14 protein-coding genes and 1 tRNA gene are annotated in these 12,118 nt (G+C 68.1%); 6 read left to right on the plus strand and 9 right to left on the minus strand.

Translation table 11 applies throughout. The annotated features are described in order from the left end of the window. Positions 1–9: 9 nt before the first annotated feature. Genes RCO27_RS12465 through RCO27_RS12475 form a run of 3 tightly spaced genes read left to right on the plus strand, consistent with a single transcriptional unit; the run spans position 10 to position 1,800 of the window. Positions 10–681: a YggS family pyridoxal phosphate-dependent enzyme gene (locus RCO27_RS12465; protein WP_309002995.1), complete on the plus strand. Its 672-nt coding sequence runs from the start codon at positions 10–12 to the stop codon at positions 679–681. 28 nt (positions 682–709) lie between these two features. Beyond that, positions 710–1,138, plus strand: coding sequence for a hypothetical protein (locus RCO27_RS12470; protein WP_309002996.1), 429 nt, complete (start codon positions 710–712; stop codon positions 1,136–1,138). Beyond that, complete coding sequence (locus tag RCO27_RS12475) at positions 1,138–1,800, plus strand: HAD family phosphatase (RefSeq protein ID WP_309003211.1); 663 nt, start codon at positions 1,138–1,140, stop codon at positions 1,798–1,800. Before RCO27_RS12470 ends, RCO27_RS12475 begins: the two co-directional genes overlap by 1 nt. A gap of 27 nt (positions 1,801–1,827) precedes the next feature. Here the strand turns inward: RCO27_RS12475 and RCO27_RS12480 are convergent. The 5 genes from RCO27_RS12480 to RCO27_RS12500 all read right to left on the minus strand — a co-directional run bounded on the left by RCO27_RS12480 (position 1,828) and on the right by RCO27_RS12500 (position 7,817). Next, positions 1,828–2,606, minus strand: a protein-coding gene (locus RCO27_RS12480; protein ID WP_309002997.1) for an IS5 family transposase whose coding sequence is annotated in 2 segments (ribosomal slippage) — positions 1,828–2,280 and positions 2,283–2,606 — 777 coding nt in all. Because the reading frame shifts where the segments join, the coding sequence is not laid out codon by codon here. Positions 2,607–2,682: 76 nt separating this feature from the next. Beyond that, on the minus strand, positions 2,683–3,729 hold the full coding sequence (gene ribA, locus RCO27_RS12485; protein ID WP_309002998.1) for a GTP cyclohydrolase II: 1,047 nt from the start codon (positions 3,727–3,729) through the stop codon (positions 2,683–2,685). After that, complete coding sequence (locus tag RCO27_RS12490; protein ID WP_309002999.1) at positions 3,729–4,523, minus strand: exodeoxyribonuclease III; 795 nt, start codon at positions 4,521–4,523, stop codon at positions 3,729–3,731. Before RCO27_RS12490 ends, ribA begins: the two co-directional genes overlap by 1 nt. Positions 4,524–4,766: 243 nt before the next feature. After that, the gene (locus tag RCO27_RS12495; RefSeq protein ID WP_309003000.1) at positions 4,767–5,396 is read right to left on the minus strand and encodes an outer membrane lipoprotein carrier protein LolA; all 630 of its coding nucleotides are present in this window, start codon (positions 5,394–5,396) and stop codon (positions 4,767–4,769) included. Positions 5,397–5,516: 120 nt separating this feature from the next. Continuing rightward, positions 5,517–7,817 carry a DNA translocase FtsK 4TM domain-containing protein gene (locus RCO27_RS12500; RefSeq protein ID WP_309003001.1) on the minus strand — a complete coding sequence of 767 codons (2,301 nt, stop codon included), beginning with the start codon at positions 7,815–7,817 and terminating at the stop codon, positions 5,517–5,519. Positions 7,818–7,914: 97 nt separating this feature from the next. Between RCO27_RS12500 and RCO27_RS12505 the strand changes: the two genes are divergently transcribed. Beyond that, on the plus strand, positions 7,915–9,135 hold the full coding sequence (locus RCO27_RS12505) for an FAD-dependent monooxygenase (protein ID WP_309003002.1): 1,221 nt from the start codon (positions 7,915–7,917) through the stop codon (positions 9,133–9,135). Here the strand turns inward: RCO27_RS12505 and RCO27_RS12510 are convergent. Genes RCO27_RS12510 through RCO27_RS12525 form a run of 4 tightly spaced genes read right to left on the minus strand, consistent with a single transcriptional unit; the run spans position 9,071 to position 11,266 of the window. Further along, positions 9,071–9,538 (minus strand): hypothetical protein, encoded by a 468-nt coding sequence (locus tag RCO27_RS12510; RefSeq protein ID WP_309003003.1) that lies wholly within the window; start codon positions 9,536–9,538, stop codon positions 9,071–9,073. The two genes, RCO27_RS12505 and RCO27_RS12510, sit on opposite strands and share 65 nt — an antisense overlap. After that, the gene (locus RCO27_RS12515) at positions 9,535–9,708 is read right to left on the minus strand and encodes a Trm112 family protein (RefSeq protein ID WP_309003004.1); all 174 of its coding nucleotides are present in this window, start codon (positions 9,706–9,708) and stop codon (positions 9,535–9,537) included. Before RCO27_RS12515 ends, RCO27_RS12510 begins: the two co-directional genes overlap by 4 nt. Continuing rightward, positions 9,705–10,358, minus strand: a complete 654-nt coding sequence (locus tag RCO27_RS12520) for an LON peptidase substrate-binding domain-containing protein (protein ID WP_309003005.1) — start codon at positions 10,356–10,358, stop codon at positions 9,705–9,707. Before RCO27_RS12520 ends, RCO27_RS12515 begins: the two co-directional genes overlap by 4 nt. Beyond that, positions 10,358–11,266, minus strand: a complete 909-nt coding sequence (locus RCO27_RS12525; protein WP_309003006.1) for a tetratricopeptide repeat protein — start codon at positions 11,264–11,266, stop codon at positions 10,358–10,360. The genes RCO27_RS12520 and RCO27_RS12525 overlap by 1 nt, the downstream gene beginning before the upstream one ends. Positions 11,267–11,452: 186 nt before the next feature. Between RCO27_RS12525 and RCO27_RS12530 the strand changes: the two genes are divergently transcribed. Further along, a tRNA-Gly gene (locus RCO27_RS12530) sits at positions 11,453–11,527 on the plus strand. A 24-nt stretch (positions 11,528–11,551) separates the two neighbouring features. Beyond that, a complete protein-coding gene (locus RCO27_RS12535) occupies positions 11,552–12,067 on the plus strand; it encodes an FKBP-type peptidyl-prolyl cis-trans isomerase (protein WP_309003007.1) in 516 nt (171 codons plus the stop codon). The last annotated feature ends 51 nt before the right edge of the window (positions 12,068–12,118 follow it).

Raw genomic sequence — 12,118 nt, forward strand, 5'->3', positions numbered from 1 at the left:
GCAGCCGCCATGCAAGAGGCATCCGCCAAAGACCGCCTGGCTGACGTGCGTGCCGATATCGCCAGGGCCGCCGCGCTCGCCGGCCGCAAGGCCGACGAGGTGACGCTGATCGCGGTCTCCAAGACCCATCCGGCCGAGGCCGCCGTCCCGCTCATCGCTGCCGGCCATCGCGACTTCGGCGAGAATCGCGTCCAGGAGGCCGGGGCGAAATGGCCGCCGCTCCGGGCGGCCCATCCGGACCTTCGGCTCCACCTGATCGGACAGCTTCAATCCAACAAGGCGGAGGAAGCCGTCGCGCTCTTCGATGCGATCCATTCGGTCGACCGCCCGTCGCTCGTTGCCGTGCTGGCGAAGGCGATGGGCAAGACGGGGCGGCGGCCGGACTGCTTCGTCCAGGTCAATATCGGCGACGAGCCACAAAAGGGCGGTTGCGCGGTGGCGGAGCTGCCGGCGCTGCTCGCCAAATGTGTCGCGGCCGAACTGCCGGTCGTCGGCCTGATGTGCATTCCGCCCGACGGGCAGGAGGCGGCGCCCTATTTCGCGCTGCTCGCCAAGCTCGCCCGGCGTCATGACGTCACCGGCCTCAGCATGGGCATGTCCGGCGACTATGAAAGCGCGGTGATGATCGGCGCTACCCATGTGCGCGTCGGCACGGCATTGTTCGGAGAACGCACAAGCTGAAACGAAGAGGGGGATGATCATGGGAGATATGCGTGAACCTGGCGCGGCGGTGCCGAAGCGCCGCTGGCGCGTCTGGCATTTTGTCACCCTGGGCGCGATCGTGCTGGCGGCATTCGTCGCGATCCTGCTCACGACCGTCCTGTCCCTCACCCGTCCGGTGGTGGATGACGCCGAAACCTTCATGTTGGCGCTGCGGGACGGCAATTACGAGACGGCCTACGCCCGGATGACCCCGGCGCTCCAGGCGGAACTCGGCTCTGCCCGGCAGATGGAACAGCGATTCGCGCGGCTCCGGCCCACCGCGTGGAGCTGGAACAGCCGCCGGATCGTCAACGGCATCGGTGAGGTTCAGGGCACGGCGACCTTCGCAGCCGGCGGCAGCGGCCGCGCCGGGATGCAGTTCGAGAAGATCGGCGACGAGTGGCGCGTGACCTGGTTTCGCCTCGATCCGCCGTGATGCGCCATGACGCGATCCTGTTCGATTTCGACGGGGTGCTGCTCGAAAGCGAATATGTCGGCAACAAGCAGATCGCCGACTATTTGACCGCGCGCGGGCATCCCACTTCCGTTGCGGATTCCATGAACAATTTCATGGGCCTGTCGGGGCGCGACTTCCTGGGCGCGATCGAGCGATGGATCGGGCGGCCGCTGCCGGAGGATTTCCATGTCGCCCGTGCAGCCGAAGATGAGCGGGTGCTCGCCGAAGGGATCGAGGCGGTCGCGGGCGCCGTCGCCTTCATCGAGAGCCTGCCGCCGGCCCTGCCCAAGGCGATCGCCTCCTCGAGCTCGACCGAATGGATTGCCCGCCACCTCGATCATCTCGGCCTGCGCCAGGTGTTCGGCCATCATATCTACAGCGGTCACGAGCATGTCGCGCGCGGCAAGCCGGCGCCCGACATCTATCTTCATGCCGCCGCGGCGCTCGGCGTGCCGATCGAGCGGTGCCTGATCCTCGAGGATTCGCCGGTCGGCGTCACCGGCGCGCTCGAGTCGGGCGCCGACGTGATCGGCCTGTGCGCCGGCCGCCATTGCACGGACGGCCATGCCGAGCGCCTGCGCGCGCTGGGCGTCGCCCGGATCGCGCGCAGCTTCGACGAGGTGGCCGCGCTGATCGCCTAGGGTCCAGACCCTAGCTTCTGTTGACATTCAGCGGAGCCATTTGAGAGCGGCGACGAGGAGGAGGAAGCTGCGATAGTTTCTGGCGAGCTTGTCGTATCGTGTAGCGATGCGGCGGAAGTGTTTGATCTTGCTGAAGAAGCGCTCGATGAGATTGCGCTCTTTGTAGAGCGCGGCATCGAAGGGTCGCCGGGTGGCAGTGGTTGTCCGGCGCGGGATGATGGGGATGGCGCCTGATGCATTGGCGGCATCGATGGCGCGCTGGGCGTCATAGCCCCCTTCGACGAAGCTCAGGACATGCTTGTCGGCGAGGACGAAGGCGGTGCGGATGCCGTCGAGCAGCGGCTCGATCTGGGTGATGTCGTTGCGCTCGCCGCCGGTCAGCAGGATCCGCACCGGCAGCCCGAGCGCATCGGTGACGACATGGACCTTGGTGCTCGGCCCACCCTTGGAGCGGCCGAGCGCGTCAGCTTGAGCCCCCTTTTAGGCGCTCCGGCGCTGTGCTGGTGGGCACGGATGATGGTGGAGTCGACCAGCACATAGTCCCAGTCCGGCGTGTCGGCCAAGGCATTGAAAAGACGCTCCCACACCCCTTCCCGGCACCAGCGGTTGAACCGCTGATACACACTGTTCCACTTGCCATACTCTGCCGGCAGAACCCGCCAATGCGCACCCGACCGCGCCAGCCACAGGATCGCCTCCACGAACAGCCGGTTGTCCCGCCCCGTCCGCCCAGGATCGCTCGCCTTGCCCGGCAGATGCGGCTCCATCCGCTCCCAAACCCCGTCACTCAGCTCTGCTCGATCCATCCATGCTGACCTCCACACCAGCCAGCAGCTTGAAGCACAACAAAACCTAGTTGTGAATCCTGAATGTCAACAGAACCTAGAGCTGGTGGCCGCTGCGGTCGCGCTTGGTGGCGAGATAGGTGCGGTTGTGTGCGCCGGGCTCGATCTTGAGCGGCACCCGCTCCGCGACCTTGATCCCTTCCGCTTCCAGCGCCGAAACCTTGGCGGGATTGTTGGTCAGCAGCCGCACCTCGCGCTGCCCCAGCGCCTCCAGCATCCGCGCCGCCGCACCGAAATCGCGCTCGTCGTCCTGGAAGCCGAGGCGCAGATTCGCGTCGACCGTGTCGAAGCCCTGATCCTGCAGCTGATAGGCGCGCAGCTTGTTGACCAGGCCGATGCCGCGCCCTTCCTGCCTGAGGTAGAGGAGGATGCCCCAGCCGGCCGTGCCGATCGCACCGATCGCGCCGGCGAGCTGGTCGCCGCAATCGCATTTGAGGCTGCCCAGCACGTCGCCGGTCAGGCACTCGCTGTGCAGGCGCACCAGCGGCGGCCGCCCGTCCGGGCTGCCGATCAGCAGCGCGACATGCTCGGCGGTATCTCCATCGGCGCGAAAGGCGACGATCTCCGCGCCTTCGGCGAATTTCGTCGGCAACCGTGCCCGCGAGACGATGCGCAGCTCCGCGCCATGGCCGAACGCCATGACATCCGTCGCCGTCACCCGCGTTTCGGCCGGTCCGTCACGCCGCGTGAACAATGCCGGCAGCAGTCCTGCGAGCCGGGCCAGCCGCAGCGCGGCGACCGCGGTCGGCGGCGAGCAGAGCGGGGCCGTCTCGAAGGGGCCCTTGAACGGATTGGCGAGATCGAGCGCCGGATCGGCAATAGCAGTCGCCATCGCGAAGTCGATCCACGGCGCCCGCCGGATCAGCACCGGCTCGGTCGGCACCGCCTCGATCTGGTTGGCGAGCTTCAGGGTAGCGCCGCGATTGCCGGAGATCAGCAGGCTCGCCGGCGCGCCCTCTCCATCGAACGCCGCGAGACCGGTCTCATCTCCGGTCTCGATTGCGAGGAACGAGACCTCGTCCACCGCGATCGGCCAACCACGCCGCAGTGCGTCGATCGCGCGGGCGACGTCCCGCGCGCCCATCAGAACGTGAATTCCGTCATCAACGGCACATGGTCCGACGGTCGCGTCCAGGCGCGGCACGGCTCGTAGACCTTGTGGGAGACGGCCTGCGCGGCCACGTCCCTCGTCGCCCACATATGGTCGAGCCGGCGGCCGCGATCGTTCTTCGTCCAGTCGGGCGAGCGATAGCTCCACCAGGTGTGGAGGCGCTGCGGCGCCGGGAAGAAGTGCCGGCCGAGATCGGTCCATTCGTTGCTCTGCTGAAGCTTCGTCAGCGCCTCGACCTCGACCGGCGTGTGGCTGACGACATTCAGCAGCTGCTTGTGGCTCCAGACGTCGCATTCGAGCGGCGCGACGTTGAGGTCGCCGACCAGGATCGTCGGCAGGTCGCAAGTCTCAGACCAGCGCGTCATCCGCTCGATGAAATCGAGCTTTTGGCCGAATTTGGGATTGAGCGTACGGTCCGGAATGTCGCCGCCGGCCGGTACGTAGACATTCTCGAGCCGCACGCCGTTGTCGAGCCGCACGCCGATATGGCGCGCCTCGCCATTGGCCTGCCAGTCGAGCCGGTCGTCCTCGCGCATCGGCACCCTGGAGGCGATCGCGACGCCGTGATGCATGGGCTGGCCGCAGATCATCAGGTGATTGTAGCCCAATCGCCGGAACAGCCCTTCCGGGAATTCCGCATCGCGGACCTTGGTTTCCTGCAGGCAGAGGATGTCCGGCGATTCCTCGATGAGGAATTTCTCGACGATCTCGGTCCGGGCGCGGATCGAGTTGATGTTCCAGGTGGCGATCTTGAGCGTGGATGACATGGCGGCGGGCTTAGCGGCGACTGGCCGGGCTGTCGATGCGGGGCGGATCGACGGTTGGTGACGCGAAAGGCCCCCGCTCCGGGGGCGTGGAGCGAGGGCCTACCAAGCGTTGATACGCGAGGTCAATTGCGGCGCCGGCTCGGGCAACAGGGGGAAAACCCGAATGACCGGACCCCGCAACTGCAAGCTTCGTTCTAGCGGAGCGGACCTGTCGCCCCGATGAACGGTTCCGGCCCTTGGGCGTCAGCCGCGCGGCCCCTGCCTCCGCGGGTCGCGATAACGGAACAGGCTGTCGGCGACCGGCACGTTGAACCGCTGGTTGGCGAGGCGCACCGTCGTCAGGTTGTTCTGCGCATCGATCGTGTTCCAGCCCTGCAGAATGAGGCCAGCCGGCCCGCTGGCATTCTTTGAGAAGGCGAGGGTGATCGTGCCGAACTCGCGCCGCCGCGGATCGCGCGCCTCGATCGTCAGCACCTGCGCGTCGTTGCGTACAACCCGGGCGAAGCGACTGAGATCCTGGCTCGCGTCGAGCAGCACGGAGAGCGGCGAATCGCCGATCGGCCAGCGCTGCACCTGGCGTGCGTCATAATCGACGAAGGTCAGCGCCCGCCCGTCGCCGACGATCAGCATGTTGGCGCTGCGGCCATAATCGAAGCGGATGCGGCCGGGCTGCTTCATGGTGAGCGTGCCGCTGACCGTCTGGCCGCGCCGGTCGCTCTGAGTGAAGCTCGCGGTCATCGAATTGACCGCGCGCAGGTGCGCCTGCACCTGGGCAAGTCCGTCTGCCGCCTGTGCCTGTACTGGAACGGGTGCCGCGGCCGCGACCAACGCGAGCGGCGTGAGGGTGAGGGCAAGGGCGCCAAAGCGCGTCATAATCTTCCTTTCGGATCGTCCGAATGCGTGTGGGGCGATATGAAGCTGGCGGATTGAATGTCCAGTGAACCCCTGTGGTTCCCGCCGGAAAGACTGATCCGATTCGCAACGGATCGCGCCTCAGCTCAACGGCCGCCCGTCCGGATCGACCAGCACCTCGCGACGGCCGACATGGTCGGGGGCGCTGACGATGCCTTCCTTCTCCATCCGCTCGATCAGGCGCGCAGCATTGTTGTAGCCGACGCGCAGCTGCCGCTGGAGATAGGAAGTCGAGGCCTTCTGGCTCTCGGCGACGACCTGGACGGCCTTGCGGAACATCTGCGTCTCGGCATCGTCCTCGCCGGTCGGCTGGCCCTCGAACATATAGCCGCCGTCCTCGGGTTCCTCGGTGACCGACTGGATGTAGTCGGGGGCGCCCTGGGTCCGCCAGAAATCGGCGACGGCGCGGACCTCCTCGTCGGAGACGAAGGGGCCGTGGACGCGCGCGATCTGCTTGCCGCCGGGCATGTAGAGCATGTCGCCCTTGCCGAGCAGCTGCTCCGCGCCTTGCTCGCCGAGGATGGTGCGTGAATCGATCTTCGAGGTGACCGCGAAGCTGATCCGCGTCGGCAGGTTCGCCTTGATGACACCGGTGATGACGTCGACCGACGGGCGCTGCGTCGCCATGATCAGATGGATGCCGGCGGCGCGCGCCTTCTGCGCTAGGCGCTGGATCAGGAACTCGACCTCCTTGCCCGCGGTCATCATCAGGTCGGCGAGCTCGTCGACCACGACGACGATCTGCGGCAGCAGGTCGTATTCCAGCTCCTCCATCTCGTAGGTGGGCTGGCCGGTCTCGGGATCGTAGCCGGTCTGGACCCGCCGCCCGAGCGTCTGGCCCTTCATCTTGGCCTCGCGCACCTTGGCGTTGAAGCTGGAGAGCTGCCGCACGCCCAGCGAGGCCATCATCCGGTAGCGCTCCTCCATCTGCTCGACCGTCCATTTGAGCGAACGGATCGCCTTTGGCGGCTCGGTAACCACCGGCGCCAGGAGGTGCGGAATGTCGTCGTAGATGCTGAGCTCCAGCATCTTGGGATCGATCATGATCATTTTGCACTGCTCGGGCGTCAGCCGGTAGAGCAGCGAGAGGATCATGCAGTTGAGGCCGACCGACTTGCCCGAGCCGGTGGTTCCGGCGACGAGCAGGTGCGGCATCGGCGCCAGATCGGCGACGACGGGATCGCCGGCGATGTTCTTGCCGAGGATGATCGGCAGCGAAGCGACCTGGTCCTCGAAGGCGGGGCTCGACACCAGCTCGGAGAAGCTCACCATCTCGCGCTTGGCGTTCGGGAGCTCGATGCCGATCACGCTGCGCCCGGGAATCGTCGCGACGCGGGCCGACAGCGCCGACATGTTGCGGGCGATGTCGTCGGCGAGCTGGATGACCCGGCTCGCCTTGATGCCGCTGGCCGGCTCAAGCTCGTACATGGTGACGACGGGGCCGGGGCGGACCTCGACGATCTCGCCCTTCACCGAAAAATCCTCGAGCACCGATTCGAGCAGACGGGCGTTGCGCTCGAGCGCGGTCTTGTCGAGCGCGACATTGGTCCGGGCGGGCGGCGGGGTGAGGAGGTCGACCGAGGGCAGGGTGTAGCTGTCGCCGAGTGCGAGCGAGGGCTGCCGCTCACGCTGCGGACGCCGGGTTCGCTCGGCCGGCGCCGCACGATCGGCGATCACCGGCGTGCGCGACGGCCCGGCGGAAGGCGCTGCGGCGGTTCGGGCCGGCCGCGGCTGCGGTTCGGGCCGGTTTTCGACGCGGACCCGCTCGCGCTGGCTGCGGCGCGCGGCGATCCATTCGCGCTCCTCGACGGTGAGGCCGAGCCCGAACAGCCACAGGGCGAGGCCGCCCGCCGCCGCCAGCGCGATGATCGCGATCCGGAACGGCTGGACAATGCCCGCCGCGCCAATCTGGCCGAGCCCGAGTTCGACCAGATTGGCGAGCGCGAGGCCGATGCCGCCGCCCCAGCCTGCGGGCAGCCCCGCGACCGCGCCGCCGACGAGCAGGCCCGCGGCCAGGCCGAGCAGGGCGATGCCGGCAACGGTGATGAGAAGGTAGCGTCCCCAGCGCCCCGGCTCGGCGCCGCGCATGACCCGAAGGCCCAGCAGGAAGACGAGCGGCAGCAGGAGCCCTGCGAGCGGGCCCATCAGCATCAGCAGGACGTCCGCGGTCCAGGCGCCGGGGCTGCCGATCCAGTTCTGGGTCGGTCCGCCCGCGTCGGTGTTCAGCGCCGGATCGCTCGGATGGTAGCTCACGAGGGCGAGCAGCGTCAGCGTCGATCCCAAAGCGAGCGCAATGCCGCCCAGGAAGCTGCCCGAGCGCCGCGCCGCCTGGCCCAGGCTTTCGCGCCACCGCGCGAGCCGCCCTTCCGCTGCCGTCGCCATTCCCGTGTGCCCCAAATGTTCCCGTCGGCCCTCATGCGCCCTCGCGGACTCCCGGGTCAAGCTTGGCGTGGCGTCGTGGCGTCGCTACAGCGGCAAAATGCGGCAAGCGGACGTGATCATCCTCGGCGGCGGCCTGGTCGGCCTGACCCTCGCCATCGCGCTCGACCGCCACGGCCTTGCCACCCTGGTCATCGATCCCGCCGATCCCGCCAGGCAGGTCGCGCCGACCTATGACGGCCGCGCGACCGCGGTCTCGAGCTCGTCCTGGCGGATGCTGGAGGCGATCGGTGTCGCCGGGCGCCTGGCCGGCCGCACCAGCGCGATCCGGGCGATCCGGGTCAGCGACGGCCTCAAGCCCGGCGGCATCCTGTTCGATCCGGACCGGGACGACGATCCGCTCGGCATCATGGTCGAGAATCGGCTGCTCCGCGCCGCCTTGCGCGATGCGGCGCTCGCCTCGGCGCGGATCGAGCTGCTGATGCCCGCCCGCGCCGCCGAGATCGTCCGCAACGCGACCGGGGTCCGGATCGCCCTTGCCGACGGCAGCGCGGCGGCCGCGCCGCTGCTGATCGGCGCGGAAGGGCGCAACTCGCCGGTGCGCGAAGCGGCCAATATCCCGCTCGCCCAATGGCGCTACGACCATGTCGCGATCGTCGCGACGGTGACCCACGAACGCGACCACGAGCACGTCGCCTACGAGATCTTCTATCCGGACGGCCCGTTCGCCATCCTGCCGATGTCGGACGGCGAGGATGGCGCCTATCGCTCGGCGATCGTCTGGTCGGTGAAGGCGAAGGACGGTCCCGCCGTCGCTGCCCTGCCCGATCGGGCGCTCGCGCACGAGATCGCCAGGCGGATGGGCGGTTTCCTCGGCGAGGTCGCGCTCGCCGGTCCGCGCTGGAGCTATCCGCTCGGCTTCCATCATGCTGCCCGGATCACCGACACCCGCCTCGCCCTCGTCGGCGACGCTGCGCACGGCATCCATCCGATTGCCGGCCAGGGCCTCAATCTCGGCTTCCGCGACGCCGCGGCGCTCGCCGAAGTGCTGGTCGAAGGCGCCCGGCTCGGTCTCGACCTCGGCGATGCCCAGCTCCTGGGCCGCTACGAGCGCTGGCGCAGCCTCGACACTTTGATGGTGGCGATGGCCACCGACAGCCTCACCCGCCTCTACGGCGTCCCCGGCAGCGCCGCCTCGGCGATCCGCCGCTTCGGCATGGGCGCCGTCCAGCGTATCGGTCCTCTGAAGGACCGGCTCATGGCCGAGGCCCGCGGCGAATCGGGCGAGCTGCCGCTCCTGTTGAGAGGATTGCCGATCTAGCGGGAAGTCCGACCGGTTCCTCGACCTTGATTGCCCGCTCCTCCCCGGCGCCTGCGGCACGGATCATGAGGAACGTGCCGGCCCACACTTCCGGAATCTCCCATCGCCCGTCGATCTCGTCTCCGTCCGCATGGACCGTGCCTTCGTAGTGCACCACGTCATAATGTTCGTCGGCATCATACATTTTCAGGAAGCGGACCGTGCTCCCCTCCTTGCGACCGTCGATCACTGCGTGCAGGATCTCGCCATGGCGCTCGAGCAGGTCCGACGTTTCTGTCGTTGTTGCCGTTACGCATCCGGAAATTTCGTGCAGCACGGCTTCGAACGGCACGGGAGACCCTCCGGCGGGATAATTGTAGAGCCCGGTCCAATGTCCGGTCAGTCCGGCATCCGTTCCGGTCATGCAGCGATGACGCGCGCCGCTTCGACCAGCAACACCGGCACACCGTCCTGTATCGGATATGCCAGGTCCGCAGCCTGCGACACGAGTTCCTGCGCCGCTTCGTCATAGACGAGCGGTGCGCGCGTCACCGGGCAGACCAGCTTGGCCAGCAACTCCGGGTCAAGATTCATTGCAGCGTCGCCGGTCCGTCGGCGCCGCCCGGCGCCATGCGCTGGAACTGCATGAACTGGACGAGCAGGTCGGCCCGCGCCGTGAGGTCGCGCGCCTCGAGCAGCGCCTGCTTCGAGCCGACGTCGAGCGGCGCGATCTGGGCGATGCCGTTGACCAGCATCTCGTCGTCGAGCCGCGCGACCGATTCCCAATCCACCGCGTAACCGAGCGCATCGGCATAGGCGCGCGATTCGCGCTCGATCTCGGCGCGCTGGGCAATTGCGAGCGGTTCATCCTCATCCTGGTCGTTGAAGCCGCTGCGATCGGCGTCGACCTGGCGATAGAGCGTCTCGACCCGTGCCTCGCGTGCGACGCGGAAGCGGCTGAGGCCCTCCAGCACGATGTTGAACCGGCCGTCGTCCAGCTCCTCGCAGCCGGCGAGCCGACCGATACAGCCGATCTCGAAGATCGGGGGTGCGATCATCTCGCGAGAATCGTCCAGAGCGGGCCGCGGCTGGATCATCGCGATCAGCCGGTCGCCGTCCAGCGCATCGCGGACCATCGCCCGGTAGCGCGGCTCGAAGATGTGGAGCGGCAGCTGGCCGCGCGGGAAGAGCAACGCCCCGACGAGCGGGAAGATCGGCACGCGCAGGAGCGCAGTCTCGTGCATCAGCCGAACAGGATCTCGGACAGCCGCCGCCGCCGCTGCGCCGCCCAGGGATCCTCGAGCCCGGTCGCCTCGAGCAGCTGGAGCAGCCGCTTGCGGGCCGCGCCCTCGTTCCAGTCGCGGTCGCGGCGGACGCTTTCGAGCAGCTGGTCTGCCGCCGCGTCGCGCTCGCCACGTGCCATCAATGCACCGGCCAGCTCGTAGCGGGCCTCGTGATCGTCGGGATCGCGCGCGATCCGGCCTTCGAACTCGGCCGAGTCGCCGGCCGGCGCGATCTCGGCCAGCGCGAGCGCCGAGCGCGCCTGCGCCACGGCGGGGTCCTTCGCCGCCTTCTCCGGCAGGCCGTCCAGCGCCGCCTTCGCCTCGTCAATCCGCCCGGTGCCGACCAGCGCGCGCGCCAGCCCGGCGACCGCCTCGGGATTCTCCGGGGCCATCTCGACGATCTGGCCGAAAATGTTGGCCGCCCGCTCGGCATCGCCTTCGGACAGGACCTGCTCGCCCATCTCGATCAGCGGTTCGATCTGTGCCTCGAGCTCCTGCGCCTCGCCCTGGATCGGAAGCTGGGCGAGCAACTGGTCGAGCGCGCCCGAAATCTGGCTTTCGGTCCGCGCCGAGGAGAGATCGGCGACCGGCTGGCCCTGGAAGATCGCATAGACGGTGGGGATCGACTGGATGCGGAACTGGGCGGCGATGAACTTGTCTTCCTCGACGTCGATCTTGACCAGCTTGACGCCCTTGGCGGCGTAGTCGGCGGCGACCTTCTCGATCACCGGCGAGAGCTGTTTGCAGGGGCCGCACCATTCCGCCCAGAAATCGACGATGACCAGATTGGTCATGCTCGGCTCGACGACCTCGCGCCGGAATTTCTCGACCGCCGTCCGCTCGGCCTCGGTCATGCCCAATGTCGCCACGTTGAAATGCTCCGGAAGGGGATATCTATCCGGCTCTATGTGGGATCGCGGCCCCGTCTGCCAAGCCCGCGCGTGGACATGCATTTCGGGGCCCTTTGACTTCGCTCAGGACAGGCTTGCAGGGCAACGAAGCCCGTGCTAGCAGCCGCCGCCTTACCCGGACCGGTCCCGCCGGTTCCGCCGAGAGCGGGCGTAGCTCAGGGGTAGAGCACAACCTTGCCAAGGTTGGGGTCGAGGGTTCGAATCCCTTCGCCCGCTCCAGATTTCCTGCATTTGGGGGTCGCCATGAAACTCACTGCCGCCCTCATGCCTGCCGCTGCCCTGTCGCTCGCGGCCTGCGGCCAGTCCGATTCGGACCGGCTGAACCAGGTCGCCGCCGAGGTTCATGCGGAAAAGCAGGCGGAGCTCAATGCGCCGGCGCCGCAATCGACCACGACCCCATCGGGCCTGCGCTTCGAGACGCTGACGCCGGGCAATGGCCCACGACCGCAGCTCGGCCAGCCGGTGATGGTCACCTATGAGGGGCGCCTGACCGACGGCACGATGTTCGATTCGAGCGCCCAGCCGGTGCCGATGGTCGTCGGCCAGCTCATTCCGGGCTTCAACGAAGGGCTGCTGCTGATGAACAAGGGCGGCCGCTATCGCCTTCGCATCCCGCCCGAGCTCGGCTACGGCGCGGCCGGTGCCGGCGGCGTGATCCCGCCCAATGCCGAGCTTGATTTCCTCGTGACCCTGGTCGATATCGGCGACGGCGCGACCCCGGCCCAGCTGCTGCCGCCCGAGGGCAATTCCACGAACTAGCGGCGTCCCGGCAAGGGAACGCATCCGTCACGCTGCCGTTCTGTCATCTCC

Origin of the sequence: Sphingosinicella sp. LHD-64 (assembly GCF_031157375.1) — a bacterium.
GTDB lineage: Bacteria > Pseudomonadota > Alphaproteobacteria > Sphingomonadales > Sphingomonadaceae > Allosphingosinicella.